The sequence below is a fragment of the Filimonas lacunae genome (assembly GCF_002355595.1).
Classification (GTDB): domain Bacteria; phylum Bacteroidota; class Bacteroidia; order Chitinophagales; family Chitinophagaceae; genus Filimonas; species Filimonas lacunae.
This window is the reverse complement of record NZ_AP017422.1, coordinates 2,068,361-2,088,040: the sequence shown is the minus strand read 5'-3', so window position 1 is coordinate 2,088,040 and position 19,680 is coordinate 2,068,361. Positions and strand designations below refer to the sequence as shown.

The window sequence follows — 19,680 nt, the reverse complement described above, 5'->3', positions numbered from 1 at the left end:
TTATCGAATCAATACCACGGAACCTTTTTCCACTTTTTCTTTTTCTCCGGCAAACTGGTAGCTACACATCCATACATAGTTACCCACTTCCTGCGATTTACTTTTGTAGAAACCATTCCAGCTATTAGCGGGATTATCGGTATTGAAAATGCACTGGCCCCACCTGTTGTAGATAGAGAAATGATATTTGAGTATAGCCCCGGTTACCAGCGGTTTAAACTGATCGTTTTTGCCATTGCCATCGGGAGTGAATGCAGAGGGGAAATAAATGCTGTTAGCGCATGCTTTGGCAGAAACAACTACCACTTCTTCTCCTATGCATCCATTGGTGTCCGTAACCTGTAAAGTATAACTACCCGGCTGGTTTACGGTGATGGATGGCTGTGTTGCTCCTGTACTCCATACATAACTACTAAAGGTGGTATAGGGTTGTAATACCACAGATGCATAAGTGCACATTGCCGTATCGGTATCAATAAAGTTACCCGGCTTATCTGCTACCCGGGTAACGGCAGTAGTTCCTGTGGTTTCACATGCATGTGCATCAGTAACCTTCACCCAGTAATTGCCGGGCTGTGTAACCAGGTAGGTAGCGGCGCTACTACCATCCTGCCATTCGTAGGTAACAAAACCAGCGCCTGGCTGCAACACATCATTCTGCTGGCGGCATACTATCAATTTATCCGGCATATGCAACACAGGCAGGGCATATACTGTATTTACTACCAATGTATCGGCCGAAAAACAGCCATTACTATATTGCGCTTTTACCTGGTAACTGCCAGCTGCGGTTGCTTCTATTATTGGGGTGGTGGCGCCTGTGCTCCATTGAAAACTATTAAAAACGTTGCCTGCATTTAACACCACTTTCTGGCCGGTGCAAAAACTGGTATCGTTGCCTAAAGTAATGGCAGGTGATAGCAATACCGCAACCTGCACAGTATCTAATGTGATGCAGCCATCGGTGGTTCGGGCTTCTACAATATAGGCAGTGTCTTTATCGGGAAATACTTTTACAGTGTTACCACCGGTTGATAACAGGTGGTAAGTGTTTAACCAGTTATAACTGCTATAGCCTGGTGTGGCGGTAAGAGCAAGGCTATCGTTGTTGCATTTTTGGGTGTCGTTGCCCAGGCTTACTTTGCTGGTATTGCCGTTGATAGTGAAGGCCACCGTTTCATCTGTATTACACCAGGAAGTGACTTTTACCTGGTACGCACCGGCTAGCCTGGCTTTGTATACCGAATCGGCAAAGCCATCCTGCCACAAGTAGGTTTGAAACCAATGCCCCGGAGTTAACAGGGCGCTGTCGTTTACACAGAGGAAGGTTTTATCAGATACAGGCTTTGCTTTAGCAAAAAGCCGTATTTCCAATGAATCCTGCACTACGCCGCATCCACCTGCTACTGCATATAACTTCAGCGAAACACTTCCCGTATCAGGGGCTGTATATTGTATACTTACTGTTGAATCGGTTAAGGTTTGTAGCGTAGCATATGGGCTGGTATTGGTTTGCCAGATGACTTTGGCACATACGCCGGTAGTACGCCCTGTATATTGTGCTGTTAATGCAGCGGGGGCGCAGATAGAATCTTCCCCACTGATATGAATGCCTGTGCAGGTTGTAATTGTTTTACATACATCCGTTTCCTGTACAGGTAAAGATGCCACCGTTAGCGTAACCGGAGAAGCCACCAAACCATTATCATTTACCATATCCCAGCCATGGCTATCATCAATAAAACCAAAAGGCAATTCCATATTATAGGACGGCATTTCCTTGCCCGTACAACCTGTAACGGTATCTGCTGGTGTTAGCTGCGCCAATTCTATTACTGATAATCCACTACTCGTGTTATTACACATAACTGTTGTAATCGCGTTACTTTTAAAAGCAATGCGACTGCCCCATCCCATTCCAGTGAGATCGTTGGCGGCGCCCTGAATGTTTAGCATCCTGGTTCTTTTGGCAGATCCGGTGGTAGCATATATACTATACAGAGTACCTGTATTGCCGGGCGACAGGAAAATAATATTCCCCACTGTATCTATCAATGTTTCATGAAGTTCTGTTAAGGCTGTATAGTCGTTATCCCATGCCCTGGCCACAACAACGTTACAATTGTCATCTAATTGTACATTCATAAAACCACGATTACTTAAACCGGAAGCGGCATCTTCAAATAGTTCACCATATAATTCATATCCATTAGTGGTTTTTCGCGCCCTGAACTGGTTGAAATTATAATGATAACCAGAGTAATGAATATTGCTGAAACGATGACGTTTCATTATCTCTATTGTACCATCTGATAAAGCAAGCTTCATTGCATACACAGCACGAATATCGCTATTCACAATATCGGGCTCTACTTCCATGAACCCCAGCACTTCCAGTGAGTTACCTTGTTGAAACACACCACACGTGTATCCCCATGCCTGAGTGGATGACATGAAATCTTTACTCCATATAATATCACCAGTTGTGCCATTAATGCGTGCTATACTATTGAAAACACCCGTATATGCCGGGCTAAAATTGCTTAAAAAGCTGTAGGCTAAAATAAAATCGCCATTATCTATCTGAGTAACAAAGTGAGTAACGATACCAGGTATCTGGTTGTTAATTGTGCCATATAGAGCCGGATTTATGGTATAACTTTTTGCCCATTGCAGGTTTAAAGAGGCATCTGTTTTGGCAAGCACCATATTATCACTTCCTCCTGCTACCGGTACAGCAATAAAAGGACTGCCTTCCAAAAGGATACCTCCGTCTTTCAGTGGTACGCCCATTTCCCAGGCTAAACTGGTTGTAGTACCATTAAGCGCCTGTGTTAAAGCTGTTTGTATGTTTCCCCCTGCATTCAACAACATAGCCATTCCCTGGCTAACAGCAGCACCTGCCGCCGTATAAGAGCCTGTAATTAATGTTACATCATTGGGAAGGGTGGCGTGGTGTATACCTCGTATGGCTTCATTGGTTACCGAATACGCTTTCCTGAACGCCGAATCTTTACAGGTAACCGTTTGCGCTTCACTGTTAAAAGCAGTCAACAGGTTGATAAGCAGAATAGTGATGATATAGAACAAAGTCCGCATTACATTGTATTTAGAGTGTAGGGTCACCGGACTTTTTCGCAATGTAGATATTTAATATATAAAAAAGCGTTACCTGTCATTAATATCACAACAAATAACGCTTTTTACCTTAAATGAGGTAACTATTATTTACCAAACTTCTTCTTTAGCATAGCCAGTGCGTCATTTACACTCAGGCCGCTTAAATCTTCTTCTTTTTTAGTGTTATTGGCACGTGGTTTATCGTTGGTATTATTACCTGGTTTGCGATTACCACCACTGTTGTTGCCACCGCCACGTGCAGGCGCTTCTTCTGTTTGTTTGATAGACAGCGCAATACGTTTGCGGGCCACATCTACTTCCAGCACTTTCACCTGCACTTTCTGGTTCAGCTTCAACGCTTCGCCAGGGTCGGTGATGTACTTGTGCGAGATTTCGCTTACATGCACCAGGCCATCCTGCTTTACGCCAATGTCAACAAAAGCACCAAAGCGGGTGATGTTGGTTACCACACCAGGCACCACCATCCCTACGTTTACATCTTCAATTTTGTAAATGCTGGCATATTCAAATTGCTCCAGTTCGCTACGTGGATCTAATCCTGGTTTCTTTAATTCGTTCAGAATATCTCGAACGGTATGTTCACCAAACTGCTCGGTTACATACTTTTTAATATCAATGCTGTTAATCAGTTTTTCGTTGCCAATCAGTGCGCTTACATCAGTTTGTAAATCTGCCGCCATTTTTTCTACCAGCGGGTAGGCTTCGGGGTGTACTGCACTGGCGTCCAGCACATGCTTGCCTTCCTGTATGCGTAAGAAACCGGCACATTGTTCAAAGGCTTTACCACCCAAACGCGGCACTTTTAATAACTCCTGGCGGGAGCTGAAACGTCCTATTTCGCTGCGGTGCTTTACAATGTTATCTGCCAGCGTGGGGCCAATACCACTCACATAGCTTAACAGATGCTTGCTGGCGGTGTTAAGGTTAACACCCACGGCGTTTACGCAGCTTACCACGGTTTGATCCAGCTTTTCTTTTAAGCGAAACTGGTTTACATCGTGCTGATACTGCCCTACTCCAATGCTTTTAGGATCAATTTTTACCAGTTCGGCCAGCGGGTCCATCAAACGACGGCCAATGCTTACCGAGCCACGAACAGTTACATCCTGATCGGGAAATTCTTCCCTCGCTGTTTCTGAAGCAGAGTATACAGAAGCGCCATCTTCATTTACCAGGAACACCGGCAGGTTTAAGCCCAGCTTTTTAATAAACTGTTCAGTTTCCCTTCCGGCAGTGCCATCGCCAATAGCAAATACCTGTATGTTGTAACGGGCCACCAACTCTCTTATCTTATGCTCTGCGTCGTATAAACGGTTGGCTTCGTGTATATAGATAACATCGTTGTATTGCAGTTCGCCTTTTTCGTCCAGGCACACTACTTTACAACCGGTACGGTACCCGGGGTCAAGGGCCAGTATGCGCTTGCTGCCCAGTGGGGCACTTAACAACAGCTGGCGCAGGTTTTCGGCAAACACGTTAATCGCTTCTTCGTCGCCTTTGTGCTTTAATATGTTACGGAATTCGCTTTCCAGGCTGGGCTGTAACAGGCGGCGGTAAGAGTCTTTAATCGCTTTGCGGATATGTGTGGAAGAAGGCGTTAACCCTTTTACATAGATCTCTTCAATAGGTTCTATTGCATCTTCTTCTACCGGGGAAATAGATACCCGTAAAAACCCTTCCAGGAACCCGCGCAGGATAGCCAGGATACGGTGAGAAGGCACTTTATGGATAGGCTCGGAAAAGTCAAAGTAGTCTTTGTATTTAACGCCTTCGGTTTCTTTTTCGGGTAACACTTTGCTTTGAATAGTGGCAGTATCTTCAAACAGTTTACGCGTTTTGGCACGAACCACCGCATCTTCATTCACCATTTCTGCAATAATGTCCCTGGCTCCCTGTAAAGCATCATCACCAGAAGTTACCTTATCGTTCAGATAGCTTTCCAGCACATCGGCAGGGTCGCCTTCTTTTTGCTCTAACAGCAATAAAGCCAGCGGCTCCAGTCCGTTTTCGCGGGCGGTTTGTGCTTTGGTTTTGCGTTTGGGTTTGTAGGGCAGGTAAATATCTTCCAGTTCGGCCAGCGTGATAGCCTTGTTTATTTTCTCCTGCAGGGCTTCGGTCATTTTACCCTGCTCGGTAATTGTTTTTTCAATGGTGGTTTTACGCTCGGTAAATTCCTTCAAAAACTTCGCTTCATCCTGTATCTGCACTATCTGTACTTCATCCAAAGCACCGGTTTTATCTTTCCGGTAACGGGCAATAAAGGGAACAGTAGCACCTTCGGCAAAAAGGGCAAGTACAGCTTCTACCTGCTGAATACGCAGATTCAATTTCGCGGCTATACTTTGGGCAAATTCTAACATATAACTTCTTTAAAAGGGGTGCGAATATAGCGAGAATTCTAAAGTATTTAGTAAAAATTAGAAGATTGGGATGGCTTTGCAGGTTTTAACGGTATATGATTTGTAAGTTAGTTGGCTTATTAGTGAAATGGCCTTTGTGGGCCTGGTAATTGTTATAAGATAGTAAAGAACCGAATATCATCATATAGCCTGCAAAAAGCATAAAAACCGAACCCATGAGAAAAATCATCTGGACCATCAGCATTATTATATTAGTAATTGCTACCGGAATTGTTATTTACCTGACCACCCGTAAAAGCAAAGATTTTGAACCCATGATCAAAGACAAGCTACAGGAACTGGTAAAAACCGGATCTGACAGCTTGTACCGGTTAACTATGGATAAAATAGAGGTAGATGTGATCAATTCTACCCTTACCGTCATTAATGCACACCTGATACCCGACAGTAGCCGTTTACAACTACTGGAACAGCAACAGAAAGCCCCGGACGATATATTTTCCATCTCATTAAAAGCCCTGGAAATAAAGGGGATTAGTCCGCTTGACTTGCTGGACAAAAAACATATTGATTTGCAGGCTTTATATCTGCGCGATCCGCAAATACAGATGTACCATAAAAAAAGAGGTTATAACCAGGTAAAGGATACTACTACACTTTATCAACGCCTGAGTAAACAACTGGAATCATTTAAACTAAGTAATGCAGAAGCGCAGCACGTTGCTGTAGATTATTACGACATGGATAATAAAAACAAAGAGGTGCATTTAAAAGACCTCACTTTTCGCTTTAAGGATATCCTGTTTAATGATACTACGCAAAACGATGCCTCCCGTTTTTTATATGCCAGTGATGCGAGTATATTTTTAAAGGATTATAACCTGAGCACGGCCGACAACCTGTACCGGTTTAATATAGATTCTTTAAACATTGAAACTGTTACCAAAAGCGTTAAGCTATGGGGTATTTCGATGAAGCCTATCGGCAATAAAGCCGCTTTCAGCAAAAAACTTCAATTCCGTAAAGACCGGTACGACTTGCAGGCAGCCACTGCAACTATAAAAGACGCAGACTGGTGGGGATTATTGTCCGGACAAGCGATCACAACCGGCCATGTAGACATTTATAAAGGAGAAGTAGAGCTTTACAGTGATAAGGCCCTGCCGGGCAGCGGACAAAATAAAACTGGCCATTACCCGCATCAGAACATAGGCAATATTCCTATTCCCTTGTTTATAGAAAAGGTAGCCCTGCACAATTTTGAGGTATTGTATAAAGAGTTTAATCCCAAGTCTGGCCAGATGGGCACCATTCAGTTTACACATGTGAATGGCACTTTAACCAATATTACCAACCGGCCGGAAAAAATAGCAGCTAACCCCACTTTTGAGGTAAATGCTGAAGCCCGTTTTATGGATGATGGAGAGTTAAAAACCACCTGGAAATTTGATATGGCCCATTTGAAAGATGGCCTGTTTACCGTAACCGTGGATATGGGTAAAATGGATGGAACCAGCCTGAATAAAGCTACTGTTCCGCTAGGGTTGTTTGAGGTAAAAAAAGCCAATATAAAGCAGTTCAGCGCATTCATTAAGGGCAATAACGCTCATGCCAACGGTGACATTAAGGTAGCTTATGATAACCTGGAAGTGTCTATTTTGAAAAAGGGTGATGAGGATGGGGAGTTAAAAAAGAAAGGATTAATGAATTTTATAGCTAAAACTTTCATTTTCCAGAAAGAAAACCCTAAAAAAGGCGATGCACTGGTAGCTAAGCATGCTTATTTTGAGCGTGCACCGGAAAAATCATTCTTTAACCTGTTATGGAAGACTATTATGACAGGAGTGGTGGCTACGGTAAAGGGGGATTAATGTTACGCCCCCAGTTGCAACACCCGCGAAGGGTATTTTTCGGAATAACTACGCAACATATTTTTCAACACCTCATTCTCTGGGTAAGGTGTCATATGCCCGCGGATATGTTCTATTTCAAAAGGGTTTGCCTTTTCGGGTAGCAGGCCCATACCAAAGAAACGGCCTTTTTCTACCAAAATACAGGATACATCATTACCCGTGTCGCAGGTTTCGATAATAGCATAGGTTCCTTTTTCTTCCTGCATTTGCAGCACTGCTTTTTGCACTTTGGCATTGTATTCAGCCGGCGTTTCGGTAAGAGAGATTTCTTTTACCGATTTATCGAGGAAACAGCAGGCGGCATCCAGCTGAAAATCTTTTACCAGCTTCCATAAATATCGGTGGGCATCGCTGAGTATGTTAAACGACACCAGTGGTTCCAGCAGCTTGCGCTTTTTATCTATAGCCAGGCGCAGGTAGCCCCTGCCATCTTCAAACAGGTAGATGCCAAACAGCTTTTCTGCATTCTTCTGACTTACGTTGTGAACAGGCCACAACCTTTTTATTTCCACACTTTCCAATATAGAAGCGGTGAGCTCGGTGGGCGTTTCTTTAAACGTAATGCTGTAGATATCACGCAAAAAGCTCTGGCGCTTTTTACCGGTATCCAATCCGGTAAAATGACTTACTACCCTTTTGCGCAACATTTTGGCTTTCCCCACATAGATAACAGTGCCTTTGCTGTCGTGGAAGTAATATACCCCTGGTGTGTTGGGAAGACTTTTTACATGATCCTGTGGCAGGTTGGGAGGTAAAATCTGCTCTTTGGCTTCCTTTTTCAAAAACTCTTTTATCAGCTTCTCCCCCCCTTTTACCATTATTTTTTCCAGCAAAATAGTAGTAGCATCGGCATCACCAGTAGCGCGGTGCCTGTCGGTAACCGGTATGTCCAGCGAGCGGCAAATATGCCCCAGTCCGTATTTAGGCAAACCGGGAAAGGCCGCCCTTGCCAGGCGTAGCGTACACAGTTTACGTGCCTGCCAGTGCAAACCTACTGCCTGTAAATGATGCCGGATAAAAGAATAATCGAAGTTTACGTTGTGCGCTACAAATATGCGTCCCTGCAATAAGCGATGTACGTTGGGTGCAATGTCTTTGAATAAAGGCGCCGTGGCTACCATGTTATTGGTAATGCCAGTAAGGCTAACCACATACGGGGGTATGGCAACCAGTGGGTTCACCAACGTGCTAAACCGGCCTTCTATTTTCTCGCCGTCGTGCAGTACAATGGCAATTTCTGTAATGCCATTATCTGCTGCGTGACTGCCGGTTGTTTCTATATCCACTATTGCATACATACCTTCGGCAATCTACATATTTTATCATCTTTGGCGTTACTTTGCAGCAATTTTACTTGCCATGCGCACAAAAAAAGAAGCAGCTCTGGGGTTTATTTTTATTACGTTACTGATTGATGTGATTGGTTTGGGCATTATTATTCCGGTGTTACCTGCCCTTATAAAAAACATGATCAACGGCGATTTAAGTGTTGCCAGTGAATATAATGGCTGGCTCACATTTGCCTATGCCGCTATGCAGTTTTTATGTGCACCATTACTGGGCAATTTGAGTGACCGTTATGGAAGAAGACCTGTTTTACTGTTTTCGCTGTTTGGATTTGGGATAGATTACCTGTTTCTGGCCTTTGCCCCTTCTATTGCCTGGTTGTTTGTGGGCAGGGTGATTGCCGGCATTACCGGCGCCAGTTTTACCACCGCAACCGCCTATATTGCAGATATCAGCGCACCGGAAAAACGAGCGCAGAATTTTGGAATGGTAGGCGCAGCGTTTGGACTGGGCTTTATTATCGGCCCTACTTTGGGTGGTGTATTAGGGCATATAGGTATTAAAGTACCATTTTATGCAGCAGCCGCCCTTAGTTTGCTTAACTGGTTATATGGCTATTTTATATTACCCGAATCACTGGCTTCCGAAAACCGTCGACCGTTCAGCTGGAAAAGAGCTAACCCTATTGGCTCGTTGCTGCTGCTGAAAAAATATCCTACTATTGCCGGTTTAACTTCTTCCCTGGTGCTGATATATGTGGCTTCGCATGCTGTGCAAAGCACCTGGACCTATTACAACATGCTTAAATTTGGCTGGAACGAAGCCTGGATAGGTTATTCACTAGGCTTTGTAGGCCTAATGGTGGCATTGGTGCAGGGCGGTTTAATACGTCTGGTGATACCTAAAATAGGGCAACATAAAAGCGTGTACACCGGCTTACTGCTATACGCCCTGGGTTTTACCTTATTTGCATTTGCCACTAAGGGCTGGATGATGTTTGCCTTTATGGTGCCTTATGCACTGGGCGGCATATTCGGCCCTTCTATACAGGGATTGATTTCCGGCGAGGTACCGCCCAACGAACAGGGCGAGCTGCAAGGCGCTTTAACCAGCCTTATAAGTGCTACTGCTATTGTAGGCCCGCCTATGATGTCGAGCCTGTTTGCCTGGTTTACTTCTAAGAATGCACCAGTGCAGTTTCCCGGAGCGCCGTTTTTAGCAGGCGCGGTTTTAACATTGATCAGCACTTTCCTGGCAATAAGAAGTTTCAGAAAAACACAGAAACCTGTTTAACTTCGCATTTTACAATATTATGGGCGTAGCCGAAAAATTAGCACAAATGAAAGCAGAAAAAGCAGCAGAAAACCTGAAAGCAGGTGAGGCGTTTTTAGAGCAAAACAAACAAAGACCAGGTGTGGTAGCTTTACCCAGTGGTTTACAATACGAAATATTAACGGAAGGCACTGGTCCTAAGCCATCTGCTACCAGCAATGTTCATTGTCACTATCATGGCACTATGATCGACGGTACCGTGTTTGATAGCTCTGTACAAAGAGGTCAGTCTATTAGCTTTGGTTTAAACCAGGTGATCAAAGGCTGGACCGAAGGTTTGCAGTTAATGCCTACCGGTAGCAAATTCCGCTTCTTTATTCCTCCTCACCTGGCTTATGGCGACAGGCAGGTAAGCGCGGTAATTGGCGCTAACAGCACTTTGATTTTTGATGTGGAATTGATCAGCTTTAAATAAGCGTCAATACCAACATATAAAAAAACAGCGCAGTAGTAACTACTGCGCTGTTTTTGTTTGACTATACAAACTTTATTTTGTCCAGGTAGCGTAAAGCGTAGAAAATAGCGGTCATGTGCATGCTTTGCACAATACGCTTTTCATCTACTAACTGCAAAAACTCTTCCCAGCTTACTTCCATTATTTCAATTTGCTCATTCGCATCCAGATGCTGATCCTGCACCTTTTTACCGCCTGTTGCCACAAATGTGTGCATCAGGTTTGCATTGGTAGAAGGGTTAGCAGAAGTGCGGCCCAGGTAATGCACTTTTTCAAAAGCATAACCGGTTTCTTCCAGTAACTCACGGCGGATACCATCTTCAATAGTAGCATCCGTGTCGTCAATACAGCCACCGGGCAACTCAATACTGGTTTCACCCAGGGCATGCCTGTATTGTTTTACCAGTATTATTTTACCGTCTTCGGTAATCGGTAAAGCAGTGGCCCAATCGGTATACTCCAGTACGTAATAATCTTCTATAATTTTACCATCCGGGGTTTCGCATTTATCCTTACGGGCAGTAAGCCAGTTGTCTTTATATACGTACTCTGATGAAAGCGTTTTCCAGTTTAATGCCGTGTCGCTCATAGTAATATCCTTTTAAATGTTTTACTTTTTATTTACCAGTTCATACGGCTACGTAATGCGGTGATATGGGCCACATGGTGTTTACCATGCCACGCGTAAGAGCCCAGTAGCTGCCACAGGCTGATAGCGGCCTTTTGCTCCGGATGAAAAACAGTACGCTCCCATGCATGGTCGTCCAGGTTTTTCAACGTAGCTACCCAACGCTGATGCAGGGCATAAAGTAATGTAATGGACACATTAATTGGCACAGCCTGCACATCATCCAGTTTAGCCCATTCTCCCTCCTTATATGGTTTTATCACCGGGTTATCTTCTGTAAGCGCCAGTTTAAAACGGGTATATGCATTGATATGACTGTCGGCCACGTGGTGTACTACCTGTACTACCGTCCATCCCCCTTCGCGATAGGGGGTATTCAACTGGCCTTCATCCAGATTAAGAATGGCGGCTTCCAATTCGTTCGGTAAAAACTTCAGATCCAGCAACCAGCTTTCTTTTTGTGCCTGCGAAAATGGTTGAGGTGCAAACTTTCCGATGGGATAACGAAGATCTTCCATACAAGTATAGGTTTATGGTTTGTAAGGAGCGTGTTACCGGTTACTCACCTCTCAGCTCTTTACCGGTCATGTGAATAAACACATCTTCCAGGTTGGCCTTCTTCACTTCTTTCGGACGCTCAAAACCCGTGGCCACCAGTTCATCTATCAATTGATCCGGTGTGTTTAAAGCAATGATTTTGCCACTATCTACAATTGCTACCCTGTCGCACAAAATTTCTGCTTCATCCATGTAGTGGGTGGTGATAATTACGGTAGTACCTTTTTGGCGAATTTCCCTGATCAGCTCCCATAAATTACGCCTGGCCTGGGGATCCAATCCGGTGGTAGGCTCATCCAGGAAAATGATCTTAGGCTCGTTAATCAACGTGGTGGCAATGGAAAAACGTTGTTTTTGACCACCACTCAGCTCTTTAAACTTGTTTTTTGCTTTGTCGCGCAGATTTACCCTGTCCAGTAATTCCAATGGATTAATGGTACGATTGTATAATCCTGCAAATAGTGTAATCAGTTCAGTGAGGTTCAAACCCGGATAATAACCAGAGGTTTGCAGCTGAACACCTATAATTTTCTTAATGTCGTTGGGAGAATGGTCCAGGTTAAAACCATCTACAGTTACCTGGCCTCCGGTTTTAGTGCGTAGCGTTTCTATTATTTCCAGCGTGGTGCTTTTGCCGGCTCCGTTGGGGCCCAGCAAACCAAAGATTTCACCTTCATATACGTCAAAACTAATTCCCTTTACTGCCTCAAAACTACCGTATTTTTTGGTCAGTTCTTTTACCGAAATAATAACTTGCTGCATAACAGCAGCAAGTTACTGTATCAGTCGTTATTTGCGAAGGAATATCTGCGTATAAAACACAGTTCCGTCTTTTGCTTTGGAAACACCAATACCGGTGAGATTGTAATCTCCTTCGATATTTTTCTTGTGCCCGGGACTGTGCAACCAGCCATCAACCACCTCATCGGCCGTCATTTCGCCATAGGCAACGTTTTCTGCTGCACCGCTGAAATTGCCGGGTACCTGATTTTTAATGTTTTTAAAGCGGGTTTCGAAACCATCGTGGCTAAAAGCCACCTTTTTCTGCGCCATGTTACGGCTGTGAATAGCCGCCTGGGTAGAAGCTGCATCCAGCATTTGCAAAGCGGGTTTGCCTATGCTTTTACGATGTTTGTTTACCAGCACCAGAATGTCGCTTGTCATTCCATCCAGACTCACCCCATCCCTGTTGTAATTGGCAACAGAAGAAGTGGTGGTTATTTTTTTTTGCTGACAGGCAGCAGATGTAGTAATTACCAGTGCCAGCACCAGTAATTGCATAAATCCAAGATACTTTTTCATAATAAGTTGCATTATAGCGGATTAAGCAATAATAGGCAATTTATATACCATCCTATGTTAGAGGTATGAAAAATCATTACCACGGCTTCAAAACCATCCTATTTAATAAACGTTTCCAGTTCTTCCACCATATGCTTGCTTCCGGCAAAATACGGGGTACGCTCGTGCAGTTTGGTGGGCACTATTTCCAATACACGCTTCTCGCCATCTGTAACCTTGCCACCTGCCACTTCTACTATAAAAGCAAATGGGTTACACTCATATAATAAACGCAGCTTGCCTTTAGGATTGCTGGTAGTGGCCGGGTACATAAATATGCCGCCTTTAATTAAACTGCGGTGTAAATCGGCCACCATGCTGCCTATATAGCGTTCGGTATAAGGACCTCCATTTTCTTTGTTCTTTTTCTGGCAATTGGTGATATAGTTTTGTACACCCTGGCTGTATTCATAAAAGTTGCCATGGTTTACAGAGTATATTTTACCATCTGCCGGACATTTGATATTGGGATGGCTTAAACAAAACTCTCCAATAGAAGGATCGAGCGTAAAGCCATTCACTCCTCTCCTGGTAGCATATACCAGCATGGTAGAAGAACCGTATATGATATAACCGGCAGCCACCTGGCGGTTACCTGCCTGTAAAAAGTCTTTCTCTTCACAAGGCTGGCCTACCTCACTAATACGCCTGTATACACTAAAAATGGTTCCGATAGATACGTTGATGTCAATGTTGCTGCTGCCATCCAGCGGATCAAACATTACCACATACTTACTGTTGTTGCTTTTTTCATCATTGAAAATAACAAAGTCGTCCTGCTCTTCGCTGGCAATGCCTGCACAACTGATACCGTGGCGTAACACGGCCATAAACTGATCATTGGCATATACATCCAGTTTTTTTACATCTTCGCCTTGTACATTTACCGAGCCGTAATCGCCCAATATATCTACCAGGCCCGCTTTATTTACTTCAACATTTACACGTTTTGCAGCCAGTCCAATATCACGCAGCAGGGTGCTTAATTCACCGGTAGCTTTAGGGAAGTTTCTTAATTCCTGGATTGTAAACTCATCCAACGTTAACACATTCCTGTTAATAACCATATGGTACACCGTTTAGTTTTTTTATTATATAAGCACAAGCAAATGTAGCAGCTGCCTGTATGCGTACAGTACTTAGTGTACATAGAACACATGACAAATGCTATCTTTATAATATGTCGCAATATACCGATCAGCTTGGGCGAACTGTCATGCAGCTACATGCCCCGCAGCGCATTGTTTCGCTGGTGCCTTCTCTTACCGAACTTTTATATACACTACAACTGGAACAGGAAGTAGTGGGTATTACCCGTTTTTGCATACACCCCTCGCACTGGCGACAGCAAAAGGCAAACATTGGTGGAACCAAACAGGTGCATGTTCAACAGGTGCAGGCACTGCAGCCGCATCTGGTAATTGCTTCCAAAGAAGAAAACATAAAAGAACAGGTGGAAGACATTTCGTCTTTTGCTGCTGTATGGGTTAGCGACATCAACAACTACCACCAGGCACTCGATGCCATACTAAGCATTGGAGAAATGTGTAACAAACAACAGGCCGCATTACAACTAGTTACACATATTCAACAACAATTTGCGGAAATATCTACCGTAGAACAACCTATGTCAGCAGCCTATCTCATATGGAAAGATCCATATATGACGGTAGGTGGCGATACTTTTATACATGATATGATGCAAAGATGCGGGCTGCAAAATATATTTTCCCATTGCACCCGCTACCCCACCACTACTGTAGAAGAACTGCAGCAAAGTAGTTGCCAGGTAGTTATTTTATCTTCCGAGCCCTACCCTTTCCGCGAGAAACATCTGGCTGATTTACAACAACAATTGCCCGGTAAAAAAATAATACTGGCCAATGGCGAAATGTTTAGCTGGTATGGCAGCCGTATGTTGCAGGCCCCTGCTTATTTTATCGGTTTATTGCAGCGTTTGCAGCAGGGTTAGTAGTATCTTTGCCGTTGCTATGATTTCTCCGCAAACGATACAACAAATTACAAGTCGCATTGATATTTTAGATGTAGTAGGCGAATTTGTAAAACTAAAAAAACGGGGAACAAGTTACCTGGGCCTTTGTCCTTTCCATGGCGAAAAAACGCCTTCTTTCACTGTTTCTGCCGCTAAAGAGATCTATAAATGTTTTGGCTGTGGTAAAAGCGGCAATTCCATCACCTTTTTGATGGAGCATGAAAAGTATAGCTATATAGAAGCTATGCGTTGGCTGGCTAACAGGTATAACATTGAAATTGAAGAAACACAGGTTAGTCCCGAGGTAAAACAACACCTGCTGGTGGCCGACAGCCTGTTTGTGATTAACAATTTTGCCCGCAACTTTTTTACTGAACAGCTTTGGCATTCCGATGAAGGGCAAAACATTGCCTTATCCTACCTGGAAGAACGCGGTTTTGTAAAAGAAGTCATGGAAAAGTTCCAGCTGGGCTATAGCCCCCAGTCTCGCACTGCATTTACCCAGCAGGCCAAAACACAGCAGTTTACTCCCGAGCTGTTACTGAAAACAGGCCTGGTGGTAAACCGCAATGAAGAATTGCTGGACAACTATCGTGGCCGTATCATTTTTCCTATCCATAATAACACCGGCAAAATTATTGGTTTTGGCGCCCGGGTGATAGGAAAAGCGGAGAAAGCTCCCAAATACATCAATACGCCTGAGAACGAGCTGTATATAAAAAGTAAGATTTTATACGGTTCGTATTTTGCCCGCCAGAGTATTGATAAAAACGACGAATGTTTACTGGTAGAAGGTTATACCGACGTAATCAGCCTGCACCAGGCAGGGATTGAAAACGTAGTAGCCAGTGGGGGTACTTCCCTTACGGTGGACCAGCTGCGCCTGATAAAAAAATACACCAACAACCTTACCATTATCTATGATGGTGATGCCGCAGGTGTAAAGGCCGCCTTACGCGGTTTGGATATGGCGCTGGAAGAAGGCCTGGATGTAAAGCTGGTATTGATTCCTGACAAGGAAGACCCCGATAGCTATGTGCGTAAAGTAGGTGCTGCCGAATTCAGAGAATTTATAGCTGCACATAAAAAAGACTTTATCCTGTTTCAGCTGGAGGTGATGCTGAAGGAAGCCGGCACGGATGTGAGTAAGCGAAGCAATGTGGTAAACCATGTTGCCGAAACGCTGAGCAAAATCAGCAAGGCAGAAGACTTTACCAAGCAACAGGAATATATTCGCCAGTGTTCGGGTATTCTGCGCATTGATGAAACGGGCTTGACAACCCTGGTAAATAAATACAAACGTGACCGGGTAGCTAAAGAGGAGAAGAAAAACAACTCTCACAACAGCAATAATAAAAACCACCAAAACGATCACGGCTTTAACACCAGTTCGTTCAACGACCAGGCTTTTAGCGGCAGTGGACAGCCCTGGGACGATCAGATGCCCCCCATGGATTTTGAAGATGGCAATATGGGCATGCCACTGGACGATTTTGGCAACCCAACTGACAACAGTGGCGGCGGCTTTAACGATACCAAGCTACTGGTTAGCCAGCACGAGCTTCAAGAGAAAAATCTGGTGAAGATATTGCTGGAATATGGCCTGCGCGAATGGGGCGAAGATGGTGCTAAAACCATTGCACAACATATTTTTGAAGAGCTGGAAGAGTTTGAATTTGATAATCCCCAGTATGAGCAATTGTTTGATATCTATCGTACACAATATACCCAGGGATTGGAACCCACCACTAAAACCATGCTGTATCATGAAGATGAAAGCGTTCGAAACATTGTGATCAATGCTTCTATGATGCCACATGAGTTAAGCCTGAGATGGGAAGAGAAGCTGGTGAATATTAAAATTATCAACGTTGATAAAAGCCAGGAAGAAGTAGCTACCAGCTTACACTACTTTAAAGTACATAAGATTAAAAAGATGCTGGAGCAAAACCAGCGTGATATGGAGTTTGCAAAAGATCTGGACGAGCAATTACGCTTAATAAAAATTCACTCGCACCTGAAAAAGCTGGAAATGGAGCTTACCGGCCCTGTTGGCACGGTTATCTTCAAATAAAATAAGCTGCTTTTACTGTTGCAGTATCAGCAGCTTATAATATTAAGAATCTACCACTATCCAATGTAAAACCAACAACAAAGAACCAAACCTTTTACTTATCAGTAGGGTTCTTTTTACCAGCCAGTAATTTTTCCAAAGTAGCTTCCACTCTACGCGCTTTTGTATCAGCACGCTTAGCTCCCGCTATCCAGGATACATACTCTTTCTGATTGGTAAATGATAAAGAGGTGAAAAAGTCTTTCGCCTCATCATGTTTCATAAACAAAGTTTCCAGTTCCAAAGGTGGTACCACCAGTCTTTTGTCAAAATCAATTCCGTCAATATCCGGATTTTTGATTTCAGAAAAGGCTCGCGTACGATTAGGAATAGTTTCCAGCTTTTTAAACCGTGTGGCTGTCCACACATGATCAAGAGCTACCTGACGAACCGACTCGTACTCATTTTCAGCTAAAATCTGCCAGCTGCAATCCCTGTTAAGGTCACTTGCAATTTTACTGGCTTGCTTTGGATACGCTATCCATAATTTACCCTCTTCCTGCATCGCTGGAAAAACATCCTTCAAAATAGAACACATCTGGTTTTGATTCACCACAAATACCAGTGCGAAGTCTATTCTTTTCGCTTTCAACAACGGAGTAACGTTTTTAGAGAAAGAGAGCTTGCTGAATTGTTTTTCGATGGCGGAAGGAATTCCCTGTATTAACAGGTTTTTTTCGTCTTTTAATTGTAACTTTTCAAACAAACTTTGCTGTGACATCCTCAAAAAAGTTTTTAAGGTAAACAAAAAAGAGAATGCAAAAGTATTAAAAAAACCTGCATAAAATGCAGGTTTTGTCGTTTTTATAAAAATGTTTGTTAGTTTTTAACAGGAGTATAGTATTTCAATGCTTCTGGCATCAGCTTTTTGATGTCTGCAATACGCTGTTCATCGCTCGGGTGCGTGCTTAATAACACGGATGTTTTTTGTCCGCCCTGTGCTGCCATCCTTTCCCAGAAACCTACAGCAACTTCCGGGTTATATCCTGCCATAGCGGCAAAAATTAAACCATAGTGGTCTGCTTCCGATTCCTGCTTGCGGCTGTTAGGTAATAAAACACCCACCTGGGCAGTAGGCGCATACACGGCATTAAATACGCTTAATGCCTTCTGGTTGCTACCTAAGGCAACCCCACCTACGCCTTGTAATCCCTGGGCCACCATTTGCTGGCTCATTCTTTCACGGCTATGGCCCGCTACAGCGTGTGTAATTTCATGGCCCAATACAACAGCCAGGGAAGCTTCATCGCGGGTAACCGGCAATAAACCGGTATACACTACTACCTTACCACCAGGCATGCACCACGCGTTCACTTCCTTGCTGTCTACCAGGTTAAACTCCCACTGATAGCTTTTTAAAGCATCGGCCTGGCCTTTATCGGCATAATATTTATTGATAGCAGCTGCAATACGGTTACCTACACGCTTTACCATTTCAGCATCTTTGCTGGTGGTGCCGGCAACTACTTTGTTTTCTGATAAAAACTGCTTGTACTCGGTAAGCGCAGTAGCCTGCAGGTCAGATTCAGATACTAATGATAACTGGCTTCTGCCCGTAATAGCATTGCGGGTACAGGCAACAGTTACAATAGCCACTATGGCAGAGGCGGTCAAAAGAAAGCGGGTCATAATAGATTGTTTATTCAAAGTGCAAAAGTTTCAATATTTATACCAATTTAACTGATAGCGTAAAATTGCCATTTCGTCGTATAAATAATACAACCGGTAGTTACTATCCGGCAAATCTAACAATACTTACCACAAACTACCAGCGTCTTTAAAACAAAAAAGCTACCAGATAAACTGATAGCTCTTTATAATAATGTTATTACAAGCTTACTTATTCCATATCATCGCCCTTTCTGCGCTGTTTACGGCGATCTCTGTATTTTAAAATAGGCACTTTACTTTCAGTACCTTTTAACAGGCGATTAATGTTCTTTTGATGGGTTAACACCACCATTAATGCTACCGCTACTGCAAACACACGATACAGTGGTTCTTTCTCATTAAAGATAAATAGTATAAATACAGCAAAAGAAACACTTGCCAGGATAGAGCTTAATGAAACAAAGCGTGTAAGAAATAAAACCAGCAAAAATACGCCTGTACAGCAAAGCGCTACTACAGGTTGGATAGCTACTGCCATTCCAAATAAAGTAGCCACACCTTTACCTCCTTTAAAATTAGCCCATATAGGAAAAATATGTCCTAACACAGATGCCAGGCCCAGACCCAGCATAAAGTTGGTACGCCATAATTCATGTTCCATTCCTGCGTACCGGGGTAAAAATATATATAGTGAGGTAGCTACTACCCCTTTTAACATGTCTACAATCATAACAAAGGTTCCCCACTTAGAGCCAAGAACCCTGTAGGTATTCGTTGCACCGGCGTTGCCACTACCATAGTCACGAATATCAATACCAAAAAAGCGCCTGCTAACCCACACAGAGGTTGGTATAGAGCCAATCAGGTAAGCCAACACAATTAATAACAATTCTTTCATTGGTTTTTTACGGTTGATTTCACAAATAAACTTATAGGGTCGAACAACAAA

Annotated in this window: 16 protein-coding genes; 5 read left to right on the top strand and 11 right to left on the bottom strand. The window is 43.5% G+C overall.

All coding sequences use genetic code 11. The features are described from left to right. Both FLA_RS08405 and FLA_RS08400 read right to left on the bottom strand, forming a co-directional pair. Positions 1–3,099 (bottom strand): T9SS type B sorting domain-containing protein, encoded by a 3,099-nt coding sequence (locus tag FLA_RS08405; protein WP_076381170.1) that lies wholly within the window; start codon positions 3,097–3,099, stop codon positions 1–3. Between the two features lie 125 nt (positions 3,100–3,224). Continuing rightward, positions 3,225–5,501: a Tex family protein gene (locus FLA_RS08400; protein WP_076381171.1), complete on the bottom strand. Its 2,277-nt coding sequence runs from the start codon at positions 5,499–5,501 to the stop codon at positions 3,225–3,227. Positions 5,502–5,716: 215 nt separating this feature from the next. Here FLA_RS08400 and FLA_RS08395 point away from each other — a divergent pair, with 215 nt between their 5' ends. Further along, entirely contained in the window at positions 5,717–7,372 is a 1,656-nt protein-coding gene (locus FLA_RS08395; RefSeq protein ID WP_076381172.1) for a hypothetical protein, read from the top strand. A gap of 2 nt (positions 7,373–7,374) precedes the next feature. On the opposite strand, the gene FLA_RS08390 is transcribed toward FLA_RS08395, so the two are convergent. After that, positions 7,375–8,712 carry an exonuclease domain-containing protein gene (locus tag FLA_RS08390; RefSeq protein ID WP_076381173.1) on the bottom strand — a complete coding sequence of 446 codons (1,338 nt, stop codon included), beginning with the start codon at positions 8,710–8,712 and terminating at the stop codon, positions 7,375–7,377. A 61-nt stretch (positions 8,713–8,773) separates the two neighbouring features. Between FLA_RS08390 and FLA_RS08385 the strand changes: the two genes are divergently transcribed. Then, positions 8,774–9,994: a TCR/Tet family MFS transporter gene (locus tag FLA_RS08385; RefSeq protein WP_076381174.1), complete on the top strand. Its 1,221-nt coding sequence runs from the start codon at positions 8,774–8,776 to the stop codon at positions 9,992–9,994. A 46-nt stretch (positions 9,995–10,040) separates the two neighbouring features. Next, positions 10,041–10,448 carry an FKBP-type peptidyl-prolyl cis-trans isomerase gene (locus tag FLA_RS08380; protein ID WP_231940407.1) on the top strand — a complete coding sequence of 136 codons (408 nt, stop codon included), beginning with the start codon at positions 10,041–10,043 and terminating at the stop codon, positions 10,446–10,448. A gap of 61 nt (positions 10,449–10,509) precedes the next feature. On the opposite strand, the gene FLA_RS08375 is transcribed toward FLA_RS08380, so the two are convergent. The 5 genes from FLA_RS08375 to fbp all read right to left on the bottom strand — a co-directional run bounded on the left by FLA_RS08375 (position 10,510) and on the right by fbp (position 14,081). Further along, positions 10,510–11,076, bottom strand: coding sequence for an NUDIX hydrolase (locus tag FLA_RS08375; RefSeq protein ID WP_076381176.1), 567 nt, complete (start codon positions 11,074–11,076; stop codon positions 10,510–10,512). A gap of 32 nt (positions 11,077–11,108) precedes the next feature. Further along, positions 11,109–11,633, bottom strand: coding sequence for a YfiT family bacillithiol transferase (locus FLA_RS08370; RefSeq protein ID WP_076381177.1), 525 nt, complete (start codon positions 11,631–11,633; stop codon positions 11,109–11,111). Between the two features lie 40 nt (positions 11,634–11,673). Then, positions 11,674–12,435, bottom strand: coding sequence for an ABC transporter ATP-binding protein (locus tag FLA_RS08365; protein WP_076381178.1), 762 nt, complete (start codon positions 12,433–12,435; stop codon positions 11,674–11,676). 27 nt (positions 12,436–12,462) lie between these two features. Continuing rightward, positions 12,463–12,975: a CAP domain-containing protein gene (locus FLA_RS08360; RefSeq protein WP_076381179.1), complete on the bottom strand. Its 513-nt coding sequence runs from the start codon at positions 12,973–12,975 to the stop codon at positions 12,463–12,465. A gap of 98 nt (positions 12,976–13,073) precedes the next feature. After that, the gene (gene fbp / locus FLA_RS08355) at positions 13,074–14,081 is read right to left on the bottom strand and encodes a class 1 fructose-bisphosphatase (RefSeq protein ID WP_076381180.1); all 1,008 of its coding nucleotides are present in this window, start codon (positions 14,079–14,081) and stop codon (positions 13,074–13,076) included. A 113-nt stretch (positions 14,082–14,194) separates the two neighbouring features. Between fbp and FLA_RS08350 the strand changes: the two genes are divergently transcribed. Together FLA_RS08350 and dnaG are read left to right on the top strand one after the other, a co-directional pair. Further along, positions 14,195–14,986, top strand: coding sequence for an ABC transporter substrate-binding protein (locus FLA_RS08350; protein WP_076381181.1), 792 nt, complete (start codon positions 14,195–14,197; stop codon positions 14,984–14,986). Positions 14,987–15,005: 19 nt separating this feature from the next. Further along, entirely contained in the window at positions 15,006–17,081 is a 2,076-nt protein-coding gene (gene dnaG / locus FLA_RS08345; RefSeq protein WP_076381182.1) for a DNA primase, read from the top strand. A gap of 94 nt (positions 17,082–17,175) precedes the next feature. Here dnaG and FLA_RS08340 read toward each other — a convergent pair whose 3' ends face one another. The 3 genes from FLA_RS08340 to plsY form a co-directional block, all read right to left on the bottom strand. Then, entirely contained in the window at positions 17,176–17,841 is a 666-nt protein-coding gene (locus FLA_RS08340; protein WP_076381183.1) for a YdeI/OmpD-associated family protein, read from the bottom strand. 98 nt (positions 17,842–17,939) lie between these two features. Then, the gene (locus tag FLA_RS08335; protein WP_076381184.1) at positions 17,940–18,749 is read right to left on the bottom strand and encodes a M48 family metallopeptidase; all 810 of its coding nucleotides are present in this window, start codon (positions 18,747–18,749) and stop codon (positions 17,940–17,942) included. A 211-nt stretch (positions 18,750–18,960) separates the two neighbouring features. Then, positions 18,961–19,629, bottom strand: coding sequence for a glycerol-3-phosphate 1-O-acyltransferase PlsY (plsY, locus tag FLA_RS08330; protein ID WP_076381185.1), 669 nt, complete (start codon positions 19,627–19,629; stop codon positions 18,961–18,963). Positions 19,630–19,680 lie beyond the last annotated feature (51 nt).